The 22915-nt window shown below is 43.9% G+C and carries 17 protein-coding genes; 13 read left to right on the top strand and 4 right to left on the bottom strand.

Features of this window, described 5'->3' with window-relative positions:
* Window positions 1-12 precede the first annotated feature (12 nt).
* Window positions 13-330: an RNA polymerase sigma factor gene (locus tag ACUUJN_RS23025; RefSeq protein WP_484669771.1), complete on the top strand. Its 318-nt coding sequence runs from the start codon at window positions 13-15 to the stop codon at window positions 328-330.
* A 334-nt stretch (window positions 331-664) separates the two neighbouring features.
* On the opposite strand, the gene mprF is transcribed toward ACUUJN_RS23025, so the two are convergent.
* Window positions 665-3310 (bottom strand): bifunctional lysylphosphatidylglycerol flippase/synthetase MprF, encoded by a 2646-nt coding sequence (gene mprF / locus ACUUJN_RS23020; RefSeq protein ID WP_484668966.1) that lies wholly within the window; start codon window positions 3308-3310, stop codon window positions 665-667.
* Window positions 3311-4611: 1301 nt separating this feature from the next.
* On the opposite strand from mprF, the gene ACUUJN_RS23015 reads away from it, so the two are divergent.
* Window positions 4612-5013 carry a VOC family protein gene (locus ACUUJN_RS23015; RefSeq protein WP_028541752.1) on the top strand — a complete coding sequence of 134 codons (402 nt, stop codon included), beginning with the start codon at window positions 4612-4614 and terminating at the stop codon, window positions 5011-5013.
* A 643-nt stretch (window positions 5014-5656) separates the two neighbouring features.
* Here ACUUJN_RS23015 and ACUUJN_RS23010 read toward each other — a convergent pair.
* The gene (locus ACUUJN_RS23010; protein WP_484668965.1) at window positions 5657-8506 is read right to left on the bottom strand and encodes an alpha-amylase family glycosyl hydrolase; all 2850 of its coding nucleotides are present in this window, start codon (window positions 8504-8506) and stop codon (window positions 5657-5659) included.
* Window positions 8507-9286: 780 nt separating this feature from the next.
* On the bottom strand, window positions 9287-10000 hold the full coding sequence (gene bglS, locus ACUUJN_RS23005) for a beta-glucanase (protein ID WP_341063820.1): 714 nt from the start codon (window positions 9998-10000) through the stop codon (window positions 9287-9289).
* A 499-nt stretch (window positions 10001-10499) separates the two neighbouring features.
* Between bglS and ACUUJN_RS23000 the strand changes: the two genes are divergently transcribed.
* The 5 genes from ACUUJN_RS23000 (at window position 10500) to ACUUJN_RS22980 (ending at window position 16237) form a co-directional block, all read left to right on the top strand.
* Window positions 10500-11477, top strand: a complete 978-nt coding sequence (locus tag ACUUJN_RS23000; RefSeq protein ID WP_023990435.1) for a LacI family DNA-binding transcriptional regulator — start codon at window positions 10500-10502, stop codon at window positions 11475-11477.
* A gap of 164 nt (window positions 11478-11641) precedes the next feature.
* On the top strand, window positions 11642-12967 hold the full coding sequence (locus tag ACUUJN_RS22995; protein WP_484668964.1) for an ABC transporter substrate-binding protein: 1326 nt from the start codon (window positions 11642-11644) through the stop codon (window positions 12965-12967).
* Window positions 12968-13026: 59 nt separating this feature from the next.
* Window positions 13027-13911 carry a carbohydrate ABC transporter permease gene (locus tag ACUUJN_RS22990; protein WP_028541756.1) on the top strand — a complete coding sequence of 295 codons (885 nt, stop codon included), beginning with the start codon at window positions 13027-13029 and terminating at the stop codon, window positions 13909-13911.
* Window positions 13911-14738 (top strand): carbohydrate ABC transporter permease, encoded by an 828-nt coding sequence (locus tag ACUUJN_RS22985; protein WP_025723176.1) that lies wholly within the window; start codon window positions 13911-13913, stop codon window positions 14736-14738. The genes ACUUJN_RS22990 and ACUUJN_RS22985 overlap by 1 nt, the downstream gene beginning before the upstream one ends.
* Window positions 14739-14821: 83 nt before the next feature.
* The gene (locus tag ACUUJN_RS22980; RefSeq protein ID WP_484668963.1) at window positions 14822-16237 is read left to right on the top strand and encodes a glycoside hydrolase family 32 protein; all 1416 of its coding nucleotides are present in this window, start codon (window positions 14822-14824) and stop codon (window positions 16235-16237) included.
* A 75-nt stretch (window positions 16238-16312) separates the two neighbouring features.
* On the opposite strand, the gene ACUUJN_RS22975 is transcribed toward ACUUJN_RS22980, so the two are convergent.
* A complete protein-coding gene (locus ACUUJN_RS22975; RefSeq protein ID WP_484668962.1) occupies window positions 16313-17500 on the bottom strand; it encodes a macrolide family glycosyltransferase in 1188 nt (395 codons plus the stop codon).
* Between the two features lie 199 nt (window positions 17501-17699).
* Here ACUUJN_RS22975 and ACUUJN_RS22970 point away from each other — a divergent pair, with 199 nt between their 5' ends.
* From ACUUJN_RS22970 to ACUUJN_RS22945, 6 genes are all read left to right on the top strand, one after another.
* Window positions 17700-17894: an H-type small acid-soluble spore protein gene (locus tag ACUUJN_RS22970; protein ID WP_484668961.1), complete on the top strand. Its 195-nt coding sequence runs from the start codon at window positions 17700-17702 to the stop codon at window positions 17892-17894.
* A 19-nt stretch (window positions 17895-17913) separates the two neighbouring features.
* Window positions 17914-18084, top strand: coding sequence for a hypothetical protein (locus ACUUJN_RS22965; protein ID WP_007432293.1), 171 nt, complete (start codon window positions 17914-17916; stop codon window positions 18082-18084).
* Between the two features lie 247 nt (window positions 18085-18331).
* Window positions 18332-19057: a FadR/GntR family transcriptional regulator gene (locus ACUUJN_RS22960; RefSeq protein ID WP_023990426.1), complete on the top strand. Its 726-nt coding sequence runs from the start codon at window positions 18332-18334 to the stop codon at window positions 19055-19057.
* Window positions 19058-19105: 48 nt separating this feature from the next.
* Window positions 19106-20290 carry a M20 metallopeptidase family protein gene (locus ACUUJN_RS22955; protein WP_023990425.1) on the top strand — a complete coding sequence of 395 codons (1185 nt, stop codon included), beginning with the start codon at window positions 19106-19108 and terminating at the stop codon, window positions 20288-20290.
* Between the two features lie 69 nt (window positions 20291-20359).
* Window positions 20360-21907, top strand: coding sequence for an ABC transporter substrate-binding protein (locus ACUUJN_RS22950; RefSeq protein WP_023990424.1), 1548 nt, complete (start codon window positions 20360-20362; stop codon window positions 21905-21907).
* 85 nt (window positions 21908-21992) lie between these two features.
* Window positions 21993-22910: an ABC transporter permease gene (locus ACUUJN_RS22945; protein WP_023990423.1), complete on the top strand. Its 918-nt coding sequence runs from the start codon at window positions 21993-21995 to the stop codon at window positions 22908-22910.
* Window positions 22911-22915 lie beyond the last annotated feature (5 nt).

Genomic DNA, 22915 nt, shown 5'->3' with positions numbered 1-22915 from the left:
TGTTGAAAAGCAATCGAAACAGGAAGGAAAAGTAATGCCAAAAATCTTGTTATAGATGTATTAAGAAAACGAAAAAAGACGAGAGAATACTCTTCACATAGAGAACTATTTGATTATCACTGGGATACCCTCGATTTTGTAATTCAAGAGGAAGTCGAGCGAATTCTTTTGATGGTAAGTAATGACGAGCAAAGGACTGTACTCGAATTGCGCCTAGTCCAAGGATACTCCATAAAAGAAACAGCTAAAATTTTAAACAAGAGCGAAGCTGCCGTGAAGTCGTCGCTGTACAGAGCTACTAAACATATTAAATTAAGATATATTTCATGAACTGATTGGGAAGAACCTAATAAGCAGTAGGACTGACAGTATTCTTTTTGCTAAAAAAGCTTTTTTTTCAAGCTCTGATCCTTAAATATCTTTTTATTGATCCAACCAATACCTCTAGTTTATCTGTTATCTAATACAATAAACCACGTTTTTTATGTCTAGAAGAGTGTAGGTAGAATAGTTGAGTCAAAACATCCTAAGGTGGTCAAATGACCACCTTAGGATGTGAAGGAATTCCGAATATCTAACCGTGAAAAATAATTGCTTTCTTTCTATTGCCCTCATTTTTTCAGTCCACGTAACTGTAGCCTATCCAAAGAATTTATTCTGAAGGTTAAAGAAGCTCTACTTGTTCTGGACGACGAGATACTAGTCGGACAAGATCCAGCGTAAGCATTGGAAGTGTCATATCTGCCGGATAAGCTAAATATCTTGCTTGCCATTCAGGTGAGAATTTTTCCTTGTAACGGCGCAATCCCTCAAATCCATACCAGTGCCCACCATATCGGAACACCAGCCGAGCTAATTTTTCTTCACGATGCGCATTCTGATTTTCACCCACACTGGAGAGAGGAGACATACCCAAATTGAAATAAGAATAACCTTGTTCTTTTGCCCATTCAATTATACGTACAAATAACACATCCATCGTTCCATTCGGTGTATCATTCAAATGGCGCATCAGATCAATTGAGATCACTTTATTTTGGTCATAAGCTGGAGCTAATGTTGCAAAAGCCAAAATGTGACCCTCAAAATTACGAAGCAATGTTAAGGGAGAGCGTTGAATATACGCTTCGTTGAACCAGCCTAAAGAATAAGCTTTTTCTTTACGATCGCCTAGCCACTCATCCGAAATCTGACGTAATTCAGACAGTAATTCTGAATGATAGGGTGGGGCAAGCACTTCAAATATTTGACCTTCACGATCTGATTTATTTTTAGCAGTTCGCAAGTTCTGCTTACTTTTCCCACTTAATGTGAATGTAGTTAGAGGAACCAAAGCTTCTTCGCCTAGTTTGAAGAATTTGTAACCATTCTCATGATAGATCGATAGATATTCAGGTGTTGCTTGATAAAAAACAACGGTTAATGCATACTGATCCGCATACCTCTGAAATTCTTGAATCGCAGCAGAGACAAGATTTTTATTACCAACTGGGTCGCCAAGTACAATTAATTTGTGACGCATTCGAGAATAGGGAATTAAAATTTGATCATTTTGCGCCCAATAAAAATTTTTGTCTCCTAGATAGAGAAGATGAGTCAAAAGATTACCGTCTTCTTTGGCAATAAATTGAGTTAATTTCTCTATACCCGCCTCATCTGGACGTATTCCTGTGTAGCGATGCGGGCGTAATGTGAATATAGATGCCATTAAAATTAAAGCACCGATTAATCCAACAAGGGCCGTCACTGCATATTCATGCGGGTTCAAAAACCATTGTTGAGCACGCATTGGTAGATGTCGCAAAATAGCTGGATGAATATGTGTACCAATAACGTAATACGATAACGATGAGATAAAAGCAAGGAACGCCCAAATCCAGATACTACGTAAAGAAATACTAGCACTTTCACTGTTAAATCGAGCCCGAGATATCCATAGCACCAATGCAACAATAAGTAAAATAATAGCTTCCTCGTAATCGAACCCTTTGGCAAATGTGAAGATAGCACCTGCTAACAACAATGCTCCTGTCCATATGTAAGCGCGACGAGTGCGCATTGAAATACCACGTGATACGACAATAAGCATAATACCGATAGTCACAGATAACTGTTCTGAAAAACGCATAATAGGTAAAGATAACACATGTTCCATAAAACGTAGGCGAGCAATTAGGCCTGGGGTAGCCGCAGAAAGTAGTAATATGATACCACTGGTGAATACTAACTTTCCAAGTGCCCATGCTCCTAGATCACTAAGTAGACCGAAATGAGAAGGCCAGCCCCAGAATTTGACCCATGTGTTACGTGAAGCGTCCAGACTAGTTGTAATCATTTCACGCATTTGTTTACTGTTCGGACTCATCTCAAACGTAGCTAGCACAAGACCGATCAACCAAGGAACTACAAAGTAAAAAATGCGGAATAATAACAAAATCGTTAGTGCACGTGATGAATCAACACCTAATGTCTGAAGTCCAAGCAACACGATCAGATCAAATGCTCCAATACCACCTGGCGCCATACTAATAATCCCTGCAATTGCTGCTACAATATACACACCGAATACCGGGGCAAACGGTAAATGATTCAGATCATAAAAAGTGAATAACCAAAATAATGCCCCTGCACAAGCCCACTCTAGAACAGAGGAACCTAGAGAAGCGATGACTACTTTCCAAGGTAACTTGCCCTCGCCCTTATGAAACCATTTGGTGAACAGGGAAGATCGTTGCATTAATAGGAAGAACGGTAAGTACAATGAAACTCCCCATACACCGATACCAAGCCAAGGAAGTTGTTCAAAAATAGGTTCTACAGGAAAAACACCGACCAGTACAAGACAGCCAAGTAAAGATAGACCGACTAATACGATAGGCGATAAAAAGAGTGCAGCAGCTCCCATTGTTTTCATAGGAACGCCACTTCTCTTATACAGTAATGTACGTAGTCCTAGACCGGTAAGACCAGCGAACCCAATCATATTATTAAATGTATTGGCTATCCATGCATATCGATAAGTCGTTTTCCAATTGATATCAAGCTTAAATTGTTTTCGTATTAAATAATCATAAGTACTCATTACAGATACCGCTATAAAAGAAGCAATGATCAATTGAATAACGACATGAACGGGCATCATGCGTAATTCATGAATAATTTTAGCTAAGTTAATATTCTGAATCTCGTGTCTTCCATACACATAGATAATGACTAAAATAGCTACAGGAATCAGTATCCTAATAATTTTAGCACGGTACAAAGCCAAAAATAGCTGTAAAATTTTAAGCTTTCGAAGCAATTCTCTCATTGTGTCGTCGACTCCACCTTCGGACAAAATAATATCGATATTTTTAATACAAGACGGATTGTCAAACCAAATGCGACAGGACTTCTGTGAAAGATTCGTGAGCGGTCCTCCAATCCAGACATTTTCGGGGTCGGGGGTTAATTAGATCCAGTAAATGAAGGAGATCTTCGTCCGTGACCCAAGCCATCAGTACTCTTGGGGAGGAACCCAGCAGTAAACCGTTAGCATTTTCATTCAAACTGCGTTGCTAGGACAAATAGCGTCAGCAAAATAAACTAGCAGGTTAAGTATAGCTTCCATATCCGCCTGGCAAGCAAACTACTTGGTTCAGTTAGCAGTGGCTGTGAATAAGCTGCCTGCGGGGTACTGTGTGATGATTACACCTAGCGCAATCTCTATGAACAACTCCGTACGATCGGCATTGTTGATGGGAGTATACAAGCGGGTTTATGTTCAATTATTGTGGCTACGTACGCTTCATCCTTACCGTGGGCCAGATACGAGGATATTAGATGTAGTTTCATATGGGATTGTATTCTAAAAGAACTCAGAGAGAGGGCGAAATAAGAATAGATAGGCATAGCGTTAATTAGATTTATTAAGTTATTACTGACCATTTTGAACTTCTCTCTTTTTCTTTCAGAAAGCATAATAAAAAAAACTAAGGAATTAATGAGTATATTTCTAAAGAAAATCTAAAGAATTTGTATAACTAAGTAATAACTTGAAATGGAGATTCTTTCGCTAAGACTCTCCACCGTTAAAGTTGAACAGGGCTTCCTACGCAAGTGCTCCAGTTGCAAGCTCCATGATTAAGCTTCAGCGCCCCCCATCTCGGTTAGAAGACGGAATTCAGTGTGAAAGCTCTAGCTACGCATGAAGAGTTGAATATATTCTTGACTGAATCGTATTTGGTTTATTGATACTAGGATATTTTATTGTTTTGTGAATATAAAAAATCTTATTACCAATAAATATAGTTATAAGCTAAAGGGAAGAACGATGATGCCCCTAAAATCAGATTCTTTGAAAATATATGATTTTGCTTCAGTGACACCTTTGGGTATCCATTATCAGCATGCGCATTCAATATACCCAACTGACTGGAAGCTTCTTTACCTAGATACGGATTCCGAAGAACTTGAAGAGTGCAGAATTGTTGTAAGAGAGTCATTACTTTGATGCGAAATCCATTCTTGGCTAGATCGATACCTTGCGGTTTCTTTTATAAGATTCGCTTCTGCTGCCAGAAGTAGAGTATAGTAGGAGTAGTTGAAAATATATTCCAGGAGGCTACAGCCATGTCACAGGAGATCTGGATTAATCTGCCGGTCAAAGATGTTGAGAGGTCAACTGCCTTTTTCAATGAGATTGGATTACATGCGGCTAGCGTTGGTAACGAGAGAGCCAAGCTTGCCATAGGCCAAACAACGATTCTGCTGTTCCCGGATGCGGCGTTTGAGAAATTTACAGGTTCAAAAATCGCAGATACTTCCCATACCGCAGAAGTAATATTTTCCATTGGCGCTGAAAGCAGAGAAGAAGTAGATGCCTTTATTCAAAAAGTAGAGTTTGCCGGAGGAAACATCTTTGGCAAACCGAGTGAAATTGACGGCTGGATGTACGGCGCAGGATTTGCCGACCTGGACGGTCACCGCTGGAACCTGCTGTACATGGATGAGAGCAAAATGCCGAAACGCTAATATGAAACGCCGGTCACCTGCTTAAGGTCACCGGCGTTTTTTACACCCCCTATAATCTCATATCCGTAATTCAAATCAAAATCGTTGCTTAGAAGGAAAAATTCGTGGGTTAAATTTATACAAATCACCTGGGCTATCCCTAAGCTAAGGGATATATTAGATATTTTCATGAAGGAGATTATTCAGTCTTTTGCTGACCCGAACACACAGCTGAAAAAATTGTTGAAGAAACGTGTGTGAAATACAATGCAAATGGAGGAAACAACTATAATGATTGTATTACAGTTTTGCCTATCATTATTATGGCAATAGCATTATACATTCATGAAGGACATCCTCAATTATCATATGCTTTAGGTACTTTTGGTCTAACGCTTGTACCCGTTGTATGCGGTAGAACATATCCGGATGACCGGTCAGAACCCGTTAATACTTGATGGTTGTTGGTCATTAAATATACGGAGGAATGTACGCACATAGAAGCTGTCGTTGGTGCATCTTGGTTCACTCCCCATCCGTTAAAAATTTAGTCCAGAGCAATATCCTGACTCTCTCTCTTGGATATACTTTTTAATTGGAAGCAACCTTAGCACGGTGCAATACCGAACTGAGGTTGCTTCAGTTAACTAAGACATACTGCCGTTTACTTCAGATAGGTTCCCGTTTCTCCAATTCCACCGCTGCCATTCAATACATATACCCTTGCGTTTCCTTTGCCGGAGCATGTCAGGGTAATCTTGCCATCAGTAACGGTTTTGGAATTACCAGTCACCGCATCCACATAGGTTCCGTTCGGAATTCCGGTAAATGTGGCGTTTCCTGAAATCGTGACCAATGCAAAGCTGTCAATGCCTTTGGCGCTGTCGGTATATCTTCTCTTAAACGCCAGATTGCCCGTTACATTCTCTGTGGAATACTGTCCTTTTTGCAAGGCGGGAACAGCTCTTCTGATTAAATTAAGCTGTCTGATATGTTTGGCCAGAGGATGGTTGAGCGATTCCGCAAGCGTGCCGGTAGCATTTGTGTATTTGCCGTAATCTTGTACTGTAACACTGCCTTCCATGTGATCGCCGTAATAAGCCCGTCCCGTTTTGCTTAGCGGTGCGTTTGGACCCGGATCAATGACAGCCCCCTTTTGGAATTCGATTTCGGAACCATAGAAGATAGCGGGTATTCCGCGGAAGGTGAACATCAGATCGAGATTCTCGGCCCAAGTGTCCTGTGTGCCCGCAAATCTTTGATTTTCCGGAGCCTGGTCGGGCGCATAGTCATGCGAGTCGATATAGGTTACATTCCAGGTAGCATCATTATAGTATTGATCACCACTTCTCATATTGAATGCTTCCTGCGCGGTCTTGAATGCCCAATGCATCGGAAAATCAATCACATCCATGCCCGATTTCATTGAATAGTCAGGCGTATGATAGGTATTTCCGTTTAAGAGAGCATTGTTCGAGGTTGGCTGTCCTGCTGTAGTAGAGTTGTCCGCCCACTCTTGTTCAACCGACACTTTATTGGAGGCGTAATCATTCTTTCCATTGCCCGGATACGATTTCGAGCTTTTCCAAGTATAGAATGGCGTCGAGATCGCCGGAATTCCACTGTTCCAGACATCTCTGTAACGGGTGGCTACTTCTCCAAAAATATAGAAATCCGAGCCGCCTCTTGTCTTCCAGGCAGGAATATAGTATTTATTGAAAATATACCGGCTCACATGCTTCACCGTATCGACACGGAAAGCGTCAACACCCATGTCTATATAGTGATTGTAGGTATCAATTAAATATTCGTTAACTGCAGGGTTTTCCGTGTTCAAATCCACGCAATCTCCCGCTATCTGACCAGTTTGAACAGTATAGGATTCCCAGGAGAGGCTTTTCTCTGTATGGTAAATGTTATTGTTCGTTTCCGCGTTCTTCATTAAAGCGAGCCTTGCCTGATACTGCTGATCGGGTGTCATAGTATCATAGTTTGACGGCAGCTTATCCGTAGTTTTCACCAAGTTGTTAGCCGTATCCGGTTTAGCCGGATCTTTCTTGAACATGGGGTACAGATTCTCTTCACCGAAATTACCGGTATGATTGACAACGATGTCTTGAATAACCTTCAGCCCTTTGGCATGGGCCGCATTGATCAAATCCTGGTAAGAAGCTCCCGCCGATTCATATCTTGGGTCTACTTTGGCGAAATTTATTGCATGGTAACCATGATAATCATAACCGCTGGCATTCTGCACAACAGGTGTAATCCAGACGGCGCTGAATCCGAGGGCTTTGATATAATCGAGCTTTTGAATCAGCCCCTTAAAGTCCCCTCTCCAAGCCGGGTCCGAATCCGGATTACGCGCCTTGGCATCATCCCATGCGTGCATGTTGTTGCTCGGATCACCGTCATAGAACCGGGAAGTAATCACGAAGTAAATAGTATCTTCCCGAAAATCACCTTTATTTCCAATATTATAAACAAAGCTTTGTTTGGTTTGATTGCCAGCGCCGTCTATAACGAGAAATTTTAATGTCGTGGTCTTGGAAATAAGGATGGACGGTCCGGTCAATCCGGCCATAGCGTTGCCGAGGATATATACTTTCGAGTTTATGGTTGGTTCCGTACCATCGTCCGTGTAGTATGCCTTGGTCGTTGCCGCCTTGTTATCATTTAGGTTGAAGGATACAGTCACCGAGGAATCGAAATGTCTGGTAGGCAAATTCGCTGTGATTGTCGGAGCTTGCAGATCTGAATTCAGGTCAATCATATAAGCGAAAGAGGATGCATTTCCAGTTTGACCGATTGAGTTGACACCGAAGGCCTTAATGGTCAAAGAGGAAGCAACTTGGATTGGAGAGGTATACAAGGTCGAGGATGTCGTAGGTGTCGAGCCGTCTATCGTATAGTAAATCTTATCGTCACTGTTGGTGCTGGAAAGCGTCACCGATTGGGACGAATCATATGTTTTGGGTACAGGGGAGGCGGAAATCGCCGGAATTTTAGGCATTTCCGGGCTGGTATCATACCATGTGTTATCTGTGTAATACCAGCCCTCTTTCACACTGCGGGACAAGTCGGCCGTCTGTTTGCCGCTACCGTCATTAAAGATGAGACTTGAGCCTGTGGCCTCGGCAATGGTGTAGCTGTACCAGTCGTTTCCATCCGACTTCATCAGGATTCCCGGCCACGCTCCGCTTATCGGAACGGTTGTCGGATTCAGATTCCAGTAATGGATTCGAATCGCTGAATTCCAGCTTGAAGGTTTCTTAAAGTGAACCGTTAACCCAGTTTGAGTTGATTTAGGTATTGTGGTAGGTGCATACGTTGCGGTAACGATAGACGTGATCGAAGCGGTTGTAGAGGGAAGGGTAGTCGCTGTGGAATTCGTGTAGGTGGCTGTATAATCGGTGCTACTGGCCGAAGCTACGCCGGGTAAACCGAAGAAGTTGAAGCAAAGCGACAAAATAATCAACCAAGAAATAAAACTCCCAGTTTTTTTTCCTAGCAAGTTAACAACCTCCTGATAATATTTAGTGGAATAGATAATGCAACCGGTTGCATTAAAAATAAAAAAAAAGAAGACATTTATTTTGATAAAATGGATTCTTTGATCGCCTCCTCCGTGGTATATATGGAAAATAATCATTGTACGCGCTTACAAAAGAAATTATGAGAAAAGCCCATTCACGCATGGCTCTATACCAATGATTTTTTCCTTTTATGATTATATCATCCATACTTTTACTGGTCAATGAATTGCTAGGAACATATTTCAAACCTAAGCTAGCCTGTTCATAATTGAAGCCAACGTCCAAAAAGCCTTGAAAGGCACATGTTAATGTATCAAAGCGAGTCGCTAAGCAGATGTCAATAAGCAGTATATGGTCAGGAAAGAAAATAGAAAACGCGAGCGTGAGTATCCTAAGGTGGAATGGACAGCAATATAAGCTTGAACTTGAAGCTGAACCGGGGATGATTCCTTCAAACGCAATACTTGTTGTCTGACTTCCCTTCATTAAAGTTGGTTCCTGAGTTATAAACCGTTTGGAGTTACATAACCCCTTTCCTGTATTGGTATCTTTAAAGTAATTGAAGCAGGAAAATGCTAACCATCCGCAAACATATGGGTTAAACAGGGGATTTATTAAATACCTGATTATATTCAAGTTGCGCATCGGTGTCGCCAGCTCTGAATAGATTTCCAGCGATTTTCTTCATGGCCGGAACATGGCTGAATCAATGCATCATCAAAAAAACAGCCACTACAGGGCTGCTTTTGTACTACGGGCTAATTGCTCGTGTATTTTACCCAATCATATTCAGCGTATAGCGGATTTGCTCCATTATACGAACCTAGCCAGTCGTCAACGCCAGTGCCATTCCATAAATTCATCATAATCTTGCCTGGCGTGCTTGGTATGTTTGTAGTTGCCGTATGCTTTAGAACCCCGTCAACATACCACTTAATGTATCCTGGCTGCCAATCGAATGCATAGGTGTGAAAGCCTTTTGATGCATCGAAGCCCAGGTCTACAATCTTCTCGTGACCACCGCCCCCGTTTGTATAATAGTTGAATTGCACTTTTGTCGTGTCTTTGCCTAAAAATTCAATATCTATTTCATCCCATTGCGTGCCATCAGTAGGTCCCGTATACGTAAAAAAGGAAGATACGATCCCTGTATTTTTAGCCGGCTTCATGCTGACCTCGTATAAGCCGTATCTGTAAGTGTTCGTCGATCGATACTCTCCGCAGTCAAATTTATTGTACGCAGAACTTGTTAAGCCAAGCTTCATTTTGCCATCGTTCGTAAAATTGACATTATTGGCACGCCAAGTGCAATTAAACATGTTCCCATTGGAATATCCATCCGCTTTTTGCCATGCACCAGAATTGAAACCATTAAGTGGTTCCCAAAAAACATTCCCCGCATAAACGCTTACTGAAAAAAACAGAGAGACAATTCCAGTTGCCAGTAAAGTAAACCAAGATTTCTTCTTCATTTTACACCTCCATAAAAGATTGACCAAACATGAAAGAAGCGGCTGACAATGATACATTATTTCAAGTATTGACCGGCTTACCGAAAAAATATAAAACGCTTCCATATTTGGTATCTTCATTGTAGCTTGAAATTGAGGCGTAGACTATAGCAAACTTAACGCTTGAAACATAATTTAAAAAAACCTAAATTTTATCAAGTTGTGGTTTAAAAATGCACCGCTGGGCCGCTACGCTACTCACCCCGATAACTAGAGCCCTTACGTCCGGCGGGGAAGTTGAATCCAAGAAGGATGGTTAAAGAAAAGATAGCAAGACCTTTTTAAGGGGGCCTTGCTATCATTATGGTTTAGAGCAATTGTGACCTTTAATTTTGGATTCGCAAAGTTCAGTCACCTAACATTTACGGCCATTTTGAGGCCTTCCGTTATGTAAGGTTGTTGAAATGATGAGGAGAGAGTATAGTTTGTATGTATTTATTTTGTGCGGGAAGAGGTTAATATGGCGACAATTCATGATGTAGCATTAAAAGCGGGCGTGTCAGTCACTACAGTATCCCGTGTAATGAATAACCGAGGATATATCAGCGAAACTACACGCAAAAAAGTGTTTGACGCAATGGAGGAGCTTAATTATCAACCGAATGAAATAGCACGATCTCTGCTACGTAAGCAGTCCAATATTATTGGCCTTATTATTCCCAATGTCTCGCATCCTTTCTTCGGTGAGCTTGCCAATCAGGTCGAGTATTATGCCTATCAGCATGACTGCAAGGTCCTGCTGTGCAATTCACATATGGATCCCGTGAAGGAAAAAGTATATATCGATATGTTGAAGCGGAACCGGGTGGATGGCATCATTATGGGTAGCCATACATTAGAAGTAGAAGAGTACCGACATTTGAATTCACCGATCGTGACGTTTGATAGGCAGATCGACCCGTATATTCCTTACATATCCTCGGATAATTATCGCGGAGGCGAGCTGGCTACGGAGCTGCTCATTCGCAAAGGCTGTCAGAAAATTGCGCATATCTGCGGAAATCTGGAGCTGAACATGCTGTCCAATGAGCGGACCAAAGCATTCCGGGATGTCGTGGGCAGGAATGGTGTCGAGCATGTGATCGTTCAAACAGACTTGAATGTGTTCGATCAGAAGGAGTACGAGCGAATCATTTCAAAACTCGTTCATGAACATCCCGATGTGGATGGAGTGTTCGCAACAAGTGATATTATTGCCGCTTTTGCGCTGAAAGAATATATTCGCGCTGGAAGGCATGTGCCAGAGAATGTGCGCATTGTAGGCTTCGATGATGTAAGCGTTGCTTCCTGGCTGACGCCGGAACTTACATCGGTAAGACAGCCGATTGCAGACATCGGCAGACTGGCGGTCGAGCTGATCCGCAGGCAGGCGGAAGGGGAGCAGGTACAACCTGTCAATCTGCTGCCTGTTGAACTAATTGAGCGTGCAACGACCTGAATGAAAATCTGTTCCTCTAACAAGGGGAACAGATTTTTTTTAGTACATGTTAAAAATTCAACATGTCAAACGATTGACACAAGTTAAACCTTTGACATATAATCCGTTTGTAAGCGTTTTATTTAAGTGTTCAGAGCCATTATATAAATAAGGGGATGACAACAATGAGGAAATTCAAAAGAGTTCAATGGATGGTAATGATGCTTCTTTTGGTTATGGTGGTGTCTGCATGCAGTGGCTCCGGAGGAGAAGGTAATTCGGCTTCTGGAGGGGGATCAGGGGATTCGAAAAATGTGAAAATTACGCTTTTGAACTCCAAAGGCGAAATCCTTCCACAGCTGGAGGAAGCCGCGAAGGCGTTCCAGAAAGACAATCCGGGCATTACTGTTGAAATCCAGCCGGTTCCGACTGGTGGATCTCCTTTTGAGCGTGCCTCTGCATTGTATGCATCAGGAAACCCGCCGACCATGACCATGCTAGATACAGGTGATGTTGAGAAATTTAAGGACCGTATCCTCGATCTAAGCGGGGAAAAGTGGAATGCGGACACTGTTGAAAACGCTACCACTGCTACGACATTTGATGGTAAAAATTACGCGTTTCCACTGGCTGTTGAAGGCTACGGATTCATTTACAACAAAGCCGTTGTAGATAAAGCGGTAGGCGGAAGCTTTGATCCCACCACAATTAAAACCCGAAATGACCTTGAAAAACTGTTTCAGCAAATCGAGACATCCGGAAAGAAAGCACTGGTGATTTCATCAATGGACTGGTCCCTGGGCGCTCATTATTTGCCTCTTGCTTATGCAGGCCAGAACAAAGACATGGCTGAAGTGGACAAATTCATGGCGTCACTAAAAGCGGGCCAGGCGGACTTGGCTAATAATCCTGTATTTAACGGACTTATGGATACATTTGACGTCATGATGAAATACAATATCGATCAGGCTTCTCCGCTAGCAGGAACTTATGAACGCGGACCGGAACTGCTCGGCAAAGGTGAAGTTGGCATTTGGTTCATGGGCAACTGGGCATGGCCGCAAATCAACAGTTTTGATACCGCTAACAAAGAATATGGTTTTCTGCCTGTACCAATCAGCAACAATGCCGATGACTACGGCAATCAGGAGATTTCGTCTGCTGTATCCAAGCGCATTGTTATTGACAAGGAGAAGGCTACTCCAGAACAGCAAGAGGCGGCGAAGAAGTTCCTGAACTGGATCGTCTATGAAGCGAAAGGCCAGGATTTCCTCGTGAACCAAGCAAACATTATCCCGGCGTTCAAAAATATTACACTGCCTGCGGCCGATCCGCTTGGCAAGTCCATCCAGGATTATATCGCAAAAGGCAAGTCAGAGCAGTCGATGAGCATGCTGCCTGCCGACCACTGGTCCAAGACAGGATCTTCCATGCAAAAGTATCTGGCGAAACAGGGTGATCGCGCAACACTGGTTAAAGAAATCGAAAACTACTGGAAGACCGCAAAATAAGGTTGTTTTCAAATTACCCGGAATAGAGAGAGAAATCAGGGACAAAGAGAGGGATCATCATGATTGCGGAAAAAGGAGTATGGAATCGGCTGCGGACGCGGCTGCTGTTTACCGGACCAACCTTGTTTGCCTTCATAACAGTAATGATCATTCCATTTTTGTACGGCATCTATCTGACGTTCACAAACTGGGATGGTATTTCCACCACACTATCGCTGGTTGGCATCCAAAACTATCTGGCTGTTTTTAGAGATATTGAGTTTTGGAAATCGTTCGGCTTGACGCTCAAGTATGTGTTTTATACCGTTGTTCTTATCAATGTGATCGCTTTTATGCTGGCTTATGTGCTGACAAAAGGGTTAAAAGGACAGAGTATTTTCCGGGCGGGATTTTTCCTGCCCAACCTTGTCGGCGGCATTGTACTCGGTTTTATATGGCAGTTTATATTCAACAACGTGCTTGTCTATTTGGGACAACATGCCAGCATACAGTCGCTCAGCACGACTTGGCTGGCTGATCCCGACAAAGCGTTCTGGGCACTCGTGATTGTAACCGTGTGGCAGAACGCGGGTTACATGATGGTCATTTACATCGCGGGATTGACGGGTGTGCCGAATGATATTATGGAGGCCGCAAGCATTGATGGGGCGAACAGCTGGACCAGACTGCGGAAAATGGTGCTGCCCTTGATGGTTCCTTCTTTCATCGTATGTATATTTTTGTCCCTGCAGCGCGGTTTTATGGTCTATGACGTGAACCTTGCGCTCACGAAAGGTGGGCCGTTCAGCAGTACTCAAATGGTGTCGATGCATGTGTATGAAAAGGCATTCCTTTCCCGTGATTATGGTGTGGGGCAGGCAGAAGCATTCGTGTTGTTCCTGATGGTTGCTCTCATCACTCTGCTTCAGGTTTATTTTAGCAAGAAGTTGGAGGTGGAGGCGTAATGGCAAGAAAAAGAGTTGCTTCCTCCGTGATCAAATTCATTGTGTTGACAGTCATACTCATATTGTTCATCGTACCGTTCGTCTTTCTGCTGATCAATTCGTTCAAGGAAAACATGGCCATCACCTCAAATCCGTTATCGCTTCCAGAGAGCTTCAGTATGGTCAATTATATGAATGCATTCGATAAAATGAATTATATCGCTGCCTTCACCAACTCATTGGTCATAACGGTGTTAAGTGTTCTGTTTATCTCACTGTTCGCGGCGATGACGGCTCATTATTTTGTCAGAAACAACACCAAGTTCAACCAATATACATTTATGCTGATGGTTGCATCCATGATCATTCCATTCCAGGCTATCATGATTCCATTGGTGAAAATCTACGGGTCCCTTGATCTGCTGAACAGTAAGTGGTCGCTGATTTACATGTATATCGGTTTTGGCAGCTCGCTGGCCGTCTTCATTTATCATGGTTTTGTAAAGAGTATTCCAAAGGAACTGGAGGAAGCGGCGCTAATTGACGGATGCACGCGGTTTCAGACATTCTTCCGGATCGTGTTTCCGGTACTGATGCCCACGACGGCCACCATTTCCATTCTCAATGTGCTGTGGATCTGGAATGATTTTCTGCTGCCTTCCCTCATTCTGGTCGATCCGGAGCAAAGGACACTTCCATTGTCCACGTACAACTTTTATGGAACCTATACAGTGGATTATGGTCCATTGATGGCAAGTTTGGTACTGACGATATTTCCGATCATTATCATCTATCTGTTCGCCCAGAAGTATATTATTCAGGGTGTTATGCAAGGTTCGATTAAATAACTGCAGGGGAAGGATGCTTTATCAAACAGACTAAAGCGTATACGAGAGAGCGTGCAGATCAATTTATTTCCCAATCGAAGCATATGCTTCGGCCGGATTATCGGCTGAACTACCACTTAATGGCTGAATTCGGCTGGATGAACGATCCGAACGGCTTCATTCAATATAACGGGCAGTATCACTTGTTCTATCAACATTATCCGTATAAATCAGTATGGGGACCGATGCACTGGGGACATGCAGTCAGCCGCGATCTTATGAAGTGGGATTATCTGCCGATCGCTTTGGCACCGGACGGTGAGTTCGACCAGGATGGCTGCTTCTCTGGCAGTGCGATTGAGCAGGACGGGAAGCTTGTCCTGATGTATACCGGACATGTTGTAACCGGGCCTGACAAAGATCAGGATTACAAGCAGTCGCAGGGAATCGCAGTATCAGAAGACGGAGTAACGTTCGAAAAGTGGGAGGGCAACCCGGTCATCGGTTATGACGCCATACCGGACACGATCAGCCGTAAAGACTTCCGTGACCCTAAGGTGTTCAGACACGAAGGTCAATATTACGCCGTTCTCGGTTCTAATGATGCGAAAGGGAACGGACTTGTACTGCTTTACCGTTCTGAAGACCTGAAAAGCTGGACGTATGTCAATGTACTAGCCGTGAGTGACGGACGCTTCGGCGATAATTGGGAGTGCCCGGATCTGTTCCCGCTCGGTGGTCGGCACGTATTTATGCTGTCCCCGCAGCGCATGCCTGCGCAGGGGGAGGCTTACCGCAATCTGCATTCCACCATGTACGGTATAGGTGATTTCAATTCCGCTGCCGGAACATTTACGGCAGAGCGGTATGCTCAGGTGGATCACGGATTCGATTTCTATGCCCCACAGTCAACCTTGGATGATAAAGGGCGGCGTATCGTCATCGGATGGATGGATATGTGGGAGTCGGAGATGCCGACCCAGCAGGGGCACCATTGGGCTGGTGCGATGAGTCTTCCGCGGGAAGTGGTTATCGACGGCGCCAGGCTGCTGTTCCGTCCGCTTGAAGAGGTAAAGAATTACCGATGCAATCTGTTCGAGCAGCGGGATATCTTACTGACAGGTGAGCAGATTATGGACACGCGCGGAGATAGCTACGAACTGAAGGTCGTATTTGAGTTTGAGGCCAGTAACACCGATGAATTCGGTTTGAAACTGCGGGTGGGTAGCGAAGAGGAGACTGTACTGTCGTATCGTCCCGATGACGGTCTGTTCCGTTTCAACCGTGAACGTGCTGGTATAGGCCCAGGAGGAGAGAGAAGAGTGCCTTTGGACTTACACGAGGGCCGTCTGGAGCTTCGGGTTTTTGTCGATAAAAGCTCGGTGGAAATATTCATCGGCGACGGTGAATACGTCCTCACAGGAAGAGTGTATCCGGGAGTGGAATCTACGGGCATTCGAGCGTTCGCGAGCGGAAAGTGTACGATGGCTTCGTTTCAGAAGTGGGATATATCCACATAGGAAATGCATGACAAACAGGAACCCGACCATTGATGGTCAGGGCTCCTGTTTTTTGTAGAATTGTAATCGTGTGATTTACACAAGCTTATTTTGAAGATAGGCATCAATTTTTGCGAGGGCTACTTCTGTACCGCCAGATTGCTGGAAGCTATCATTTATTTTTTGTACGCCCTCTTTATACGCCGCGTTCGACATTACCTCATCTACGGCACCTCTTAACGATTGGACATTGATTTGGTCTTTGGTTATTCGATAGCCAGCCTGAAGTTCTGTTAACCGCTGCGCGACCATGGGCTGATCCTTGTCCTGAGGCAGTACAACCAAGGGTACATTAAAGTGAATCCCTTCATTCACACTGTTCATTCCACCATGAGTAATAAATACATCTGAATGACGTAGTACCTCCAATTGGGGAACATAGGGCGAGATGATAAAGTGCTCTGGGGCTGGATTGATTTTCGTAAAGTCAGCTTTCTCGCCAGCTGCAATCACGACGATACCTTCAAAATCGGAAAAAGCTTCAATACAGGTGTTGAAAAAGTCCTCAACATGATCCAAAACCGTTCCCATCGAAATATACAGAACTTTTTTATCTTGTAGTGCGTCCAAAGGAAATGAATTTTCCCCTTTGCGTTCTGGGAAGCTGGGACCAATAAAGAGATTCTCTTCACCAAAGCTGTCAGCGTCTGGTTGGAAATATCGGCTGGTGTATACAACGTTTAGAGCCCCTGTATTGTTCATAAATTGAACCATATCTTTGGGAGCAACACCGAATCTTTCTTTCATGAGATGTAGTGAGGTCGTGGCCTGTTCATCAAGTTGAAACGGCTCATTTCCATTAGAGCGAAAGAGATTGGTAGCCATCCGATTCTGCGAAATCAGAAAAGATGGGGAGGAAGCAATACCAGGGATTTTCAAATAGTCTCTAACTAACTCGCCAGCTCCGAATCTATCATAGAATACAAAGTCAAAATCAGTGCTTTCAGACAGTTGCTTAGTGATTGCTAATATGTCCATCGAAGTCTGAATATGAATATTCATAAATGCACTCAACCCAGCCGGAGTACTGGAATCAATAGAAGCAGTCCTGATCAGATCGGTATGCAGGTGAACCGTTGCTCCAACGGCTTCGAGTCTGTCCTTGTATTTCTCAGTTGTAATGTAATGTACTTGGTCCCCTCGTGCTGCAAAGGCTTGCGTCATCCCGATCGTAGGGTTTACATGTCCTTCTGCCGGAAAGTTAACCATTAATATGTTTAACATTCATCATTACTCCTTTTCTCTACAATTAAGATCGCAGTTTTCACTGAATCTCTCAATCCATAATAACAATAATATTTATTTTTTCAAATGATATCCTTTCATGATCATAAAACACATGTTGGCATGAAATGTGTATAACAAATATTTACCTCGTGCATAGTAAGGGGGAACTCTACTTAGCAAGGGAGGTTTTTTCTAAATGAATGTTCAAAGAGCGCAAGAAATAGCGTCCTCTTCCATAATGGCGAATGTGTTGTGTGATGGGTTACCCATTTATATTCAGCATGTGAACGAGCAGAGAGAGACGGCACGCATTTATGCGCTGAACCATCCAGAAGAGGAACGGGAAGTACCTTTGTACACGTTAACGGAAAGAGATCAGGTACTGGAATAAGAAAGGAGCGATATGAAAAATGAAACCAAATCAACAGAAAGTAGTCGAGGCAGACCGTTTGAATTTTCGTGACCAGACGGATGATGTGGTTAGAGAAGTGCCGGCCACGACGGATGCCAGCGAAGCAGTTGCAGCAATGACCTCACATATCAATAAATACGATGTACCGGATGAGTTGGAGGAGAAATAGAGAATGACCGAGCGCGCACAGGATAACCTGTTGCGTGCTTTTTATATGATGCATAAGGATAACCAAAGATTTAGCAGCTCTGTAAGGGGCTGCTTCTTTTTATTGTTTCGAAAGCATCATAAATATTTTTAAAAAAAGTATTGCATATAGGTTTACTAGGTATTATGATAACAACAGATTTATATTTTTTTGTTTTTTACAATGGTATAAGGTTTAGACCTTAAAGATTTATGATCGGAGTGTTCATATGTTAATCCAAACTCCTCTGCGCTTTGAAAAAGTATCAGCTAAAAAAGTGAGTGATTTTATTAGAGAGCAGTTGGAAGAGGCTATTATTTTAAAGGAATTGCTTAGCGAGGAGCAACTACCGACAGAACGGGAACTCGCAGAAATATTTAATGCCAGTAGAATTACAGTTCGTGAGGCGTTATCTCAATTGGAATCCAAGGGACTCATTGAAAAGAGAGTAGGTGCCAAGGGAGGGACCTTTGTTCTTCCAGTGACAGCAAACTCTCATAAACGTACCCGGGAAGAAATTGCAAAAGATTGGGAGCACATGCTGAAGGTCTTTGAATATCGGATGATTGTGGAGCCAGAGGGTGCTTTTTTAGCGGCTGCGCGGATCACCACGGATGAACTGGACCTGCTTCAGCATTACCTGGAACAGAGTATTGAAGCGGACTGTACCCGAGAATGGTTTCGGGCCTTGGATGTTAAATTCCATCTGGCCATTGCCAAAGCATCTGGCAATCCATTTTGTGAAGATGCGGTTAGGCAGATTCGTACCAAGATTAACCCGGCACTTGATCTCATGCCCTATGATGATCAGATTCGGACGGTGAATTACGACGTCCATACAGAAATTTTGAGTGCACTTCGGGCACGAGATGCTGAGAAGTCGCGGGAAATGATGAAGCATCATATCGGACATTCCGCAGATGCCATTTATGCAAGAGTAGTTGCAAAAGGCTAACGATATCATACAGAAAAAGAATACGATTCGAGTGGGGAGGGTGAAAACATGAACATACACGAGCTTTTGGCTTTATCTAGACCACTTCAAGAGCAATTGATCACATGGCGAAGGGATTTTCATCGCCATCCTGAAACGGGTTATGAAGAGATTCGAACATCGGGCATTGTAGCCGAGCACTTGCGTAGTCTCGGGTTGGAGGTGACAACCCAGGTAGGGAAAACCGGGGTTGTGGGTCTGTTACGGGGAAAGAGCCCAGGGCCTACCATCGGTCTAAGGGCAGATATGGATGCATTACCGATTCAGGATCAAAAAACGGTTCCCTATCGTTCGGAGATCCCAGGTAAGGCCCATTTATGTGGGCATGATGCCCATACAGCCATACTGATGGGAACTGCACAGTTACTTGCTCATTTGGAACGACCTGAAAGAGGAAATATCAAATTTGTCTTTCAGCCGGCTGAAGAAGGTTTGGCAGGGGCCAAGGCTATGATCGATGACGGTGTATTGGAGAATCCAAAAGTGGATGCGATGGCAGGACTACATATGTTCCCGGGTCTGAAGACAGGAACACTGGGGGTCAGCAAAGGGGTCGCTTTTGCATCGGCAGATAGCTTAACCATTAAGATTCTAGGCAAAGGCGGTCATGCTGCCCGTCCACACGAGGGAATAGACGCCATTGCCGTGTCCGCGCAGGTTATTTCTGCCCTGCAAAACATTCCAAGTCGTATGGTTGATCCCCTTGAAACCATGGTCATTACGATTGGCAAAATTAGTGGCGGTTATATGGGAGCGGCCATTGCACCGGAAGTAGAGATGATCGGTACCGTGCGTACCCTATCTGCGGAACTGCGTAACCGGATGCCTGAGCTGATCGAACAGGTGGTCCGTGGGGTGTGTGAGTCGTTCGGGGCTGGATATGAGCTGAGTTATCAGCAGGGCTACCCGGTTGTGCAGAACGACCCGGATATGGTCGATCTGATGACGGAAACGAGTGAGCAATTGTTTGGCTCCAAGGAGTGGGACTACATCAAACCGTCAACAGGCGGGGAGGATTTCGCTTTTTATTGTGAACAGGTACCCGGCGTGTTTTTCCGGCTGGGATGTGGGAGAGGTGATGAAGATACTAGCTATCCATTACATCATCCCAGATTTGATTTAGATGAAATGGTACTGCCTTATGGGGTAGCCATGATGTCGGCCATCGCGCTGAATTTTTTGAAGACAACATAAAATTGGGATTAAGACGCTCAAATGCAGCTGTGTGGCAATATACAACCTTAATGGAGTGGAGTGGACAAGATGAATAGACATAAGTGGTTTAGAGGCGGGATTACGTTACTGATTGCTGCGATGATCCTGGCAGGCTGCGGTACCCAATCCACAGGCGATAGTAAAGACAGCGCAACATCGACCGACAGTAAAGTACTGACAATTGCTAATGCTACGGATATTGAAAGTTTTGATCCACATAACAATAACAATACGGCGAGTGAAGCTGTTCTGGTTAACGTATTTGACTACTTATTGAAAAATGATAGTCAGCAAAAGAAAGTACCTGGACTCGCTACTTCCTGGGAAAAGGTAGATGATACCACTTGGCGTTTTCATCTGCGCGAAGGGGTAACCTTCCATAACGGTGATCCATTCACAGCCGAAGATGTGAAGTACACGATAGAAAGAGTGGCAAAGGATAACACACTCAAACAAAATTCCTACTTTAAAAATATCAAAGAAGTGAAAGTGGTAGATGAACATACGGCAGACATCATCACCGATGGACCTGATCCGTTGCTGTTGAATCGTTTATCCAAAATGGGTGCTGGCATCTTACCTTCCAAGTATATTGAGAAAAATGGGATAGAGGCATTCCTTAAGAATCCGATAGGTACGGGCCCTTATAAATTTAGCCAATGGATCAAGGATGACCGGGTGGTACTCGTTAAAAACGATAAGTATTACGAAGGTCAGCCCAAATGGGATCAAGTTGTTTTTCGCTCCATTCCAGAAGCCTCTACGCGTGTATCTGAACTGCTCGCAGGCTCGATTGACATTGCATCTGGTATCCCTTCCACGGATATAGAACGTGTTCAAGGCGAAGAGGGTAAAAAAATCGTTAAGGCTCCGATCCAGCGTGTGCTGCAATTGATTTTACGTCAAAGTCAGGGCAGTGTTACGGCTGACTCCAAAGTGAGAGAAGCGATAGATCTCGCGATTGATAAAAAAGGAATCGTAGACAGCATCGCAGGCGGTGCTGGGATTGTAACCCGTACTTCGGTTACACCAGGCAACTTTGGTGCCGATCCTTCCTTATATGAGAAAACATTATATGATCCGGCTAAAGCCAAGGAACTGCTGAAGCAGGCCGGTTATGCTGGCGCAGGCCCGACATTGACCCTTTCAGTATCCTCAATATACAAAGAGTATGCCGAGGTCGTAGCCGCGATGTTAAATAAAGAAGGATTCAACATTAAATTGGACGTGCTGGAGCCAAGTGCTTTCAGTGAGCGTTACAGTTCCAAATCTTTCAAAGAAATGTTTATGATCGGCATTGGTAATTCTCTATTTGATGCTTCCAATAACTATAATCGCTATCTGGTAGAAGAGGCAAAAGGCGAAACGGATTATAACAATCCGAAGGTAGAGAAGCTGCTGCAGCATGCGCTGACGAATTTGGATACAGCCTCGCGTGAAAAAGAGTATCAGCAAGTGCAACAGATTTTGGCTGAAGATCGTCCAGCCGTATATCTGTTCCAAATGGAAGGGATTTATGGCACCGGTAACGGTGTGAATTTCCAACCGAGAAGCGATGAGATGTTCTATGCACAGGATATTACACCTGCTAAATAAAGAAGAGAAATGAACGGGCGGGGACCTCAATGAAGGTTCCTGCCCGTCCTTTTAAAAAAAGCCTGCTGGTTATGGAGGTGACAGATTGAAAACGTATATCGCTAAATCACTGCTTCAGGTTATCCCTGTACTGTTGATTGTCTCCCTTATTGTATTCATCCTGGTGAGGGTAACTGGGGACCCTGTGGCCCTTATGCTGCCGGAGACCGCTACAGCTGAGGATCGTGCAGTGTTAACGCAGGCGCTGGGGCTAGATCAGCCCTTATATACGCAATACATTAAATTTATTGGCAGTGCCTTACAAGGAGATTTTGGTACCTCGTTTCGCTATGGTGAATCGGCTTTGCCGTTAGTATTGGAACGGCTGCCTGCCAGTTTTGAATTGGCAGTAGCCGCCATGATTTTTGCGGTCATCATTGCTGTGCCGTTGGGCGTCATCTCAGCAGTCAAACGGAATACCTTTACCGATTTAATCATTTCCAGTTTATCCGTAGTCGGCAAGGCCATGCCTAACTTTTGGATGGGGATTATGCTCATCTTATTATTTTCCGTCATGTTAGGGATGCTTCCGGTGTCCGGCCGGGGCGGGATGGATCATTTAATACTCCCGGCCTTTACACTGGGTGTCGGGCTTTCTGCACAGATGACCCGACTCATTCGCTCCAGTATGCTGGACATTTTGAATCAGGACTATATTCGAACAGCCCGAAGTAAAGGGATTCTAGAAATCGTGGTTATCGGAAAACACGCTTTCCGTAATGGATTGATTCCGGTCGTTACGATTATGAGCTTGCAATTTACGAGCTTGATCGGCGGTACACTGATTACAGAGACGGTATTTGCATGGCCGGGTTTGGGACAGTTACTTGTCGTCGCTGTGAATACGCACGACATGGCTATCGTTCAGGCTGCTGTATTTGTGATTGCCTTTATTGTGGTGGTCAGCAATATTTTAACCGATGTCGTTTACCGACTGCTTGATCCAAGGATTAAATACAACTAGAGAGG

It is taken from the genome of Paenibacillus sp. LRG-1 (assembly GCF_057220305.1).
Note: the sequence above shows the minus strand (reverse complement) of the source record. Positions and strands in the feature narration are given on the sequence as shown.

What these genes read in the sequence shown, in the direction of transcription:
- ACUUJN_RS22965 (WP_007432293.1), top strand. Translation starts at nt 17,914, where the DNA reads ATGAAACCAAATCAACAGAAAGTAGTCGAGGCAGACCGTTTGAATTTT.
- ACUUJN_RS22960 (WP_023990426.1), top strand. Translation starts at nt 18,332, where the DNA reads ATGTTAATCCAAACTCCTCTGCGCTTTGAAAAAGTATCAGCTAAAAAA.
- ACUUJN_RS22985 (WP_025723176.1), top strand. Translation starts at nt 13,911, where the DNA reads ATGGCAAGAAAAAGAGTTGCTTCCTCCGTGATCAAATTCATTGTGTTG.
- mprF (WP_484668966.1), bottom strand. Translation starts at nt 3,310, where the DNA reads ATGAGAGAATTGCTTCGAAAGCTTAAAATTTTACAGCTATTTTTGGCT.
- ACUUJN_RS23000 (WP_023990435.1), top strand. Translation starts at nt 10,500, where the DNA reads ATGGCGACAATTCATGATGTAGCATTAAAAGCGGGCGTGTCAGTCACT.
- ACUUJN_RS22950 (WP_023990424.1), top strand. Translation starts at nt 20,360, where the DNA reads ATGAATAGACATAAGTGGTTTAGAGGCGGGATTACGTTACTGATTGCT.
- bglS (WP_341063820.1), bottom strand. Translation starts at nt 10,000, where the DNA reads ATGAAGAAGAAATCTTGGTTTACTTTACTGGCAACTGGAATTGTCTCT.
- ACUUJN_RS22980 (WP_484668963.1), top strand. Translation starts at nt 14,822, where the DNA reads ATGCTTCGGCCGGATTATCGGCTGAACTACCACTTAATGGCTGAATTC.
- ACUUJN_RS22970 (WP_484668961.1), top strand. Translation starts at nt 17,700, where the DNA reads ATGAATGTTCAAAGAGCGCAAGAAATAGCGTCCTCTTCCATAATGGCG.
- ACUUJN_RS22975 (WP_484668962.1), bottom strand. Translation starts at nt 17,500, where the DNA reads ATGTTAAACATATTAATGGTTAACTTTCCGGCAGAAGGACATGTAAAC.
- ACUUJN_RS22955 (WP_023990425.1), top strand. Translation starts at nt 19,106, where the DNA reads ATGAACATACACGAGCTTTTGGCTTTATCTAGACCACTTCAAGAGCAA.
- ACUUJN_RS22990 (WP_028541756.1), top strand. Translation starts at nt 13,027, where the DNA reads ATGATTGCGGAAAAAGGAGTATGGAATCGGCTGCGGACGCGGCTGCTG.
- ACUUJN_RS23015 (WP_028541752.1), top strand. Translation starts at nt 4,612, where the DNA reads ATGTCACAGGAGATCTGGATTAATCTGCCGGTCAAAGATGTTGAGAGG.
- ACUUJN_RS22995 (WP_484668964.1), top strand. Translation starts at nt 11,642, where the DNA reads ATGAGGAAATTCAAAAGAGTTCAATGGATGGTAATGATGCTTCTTTTG.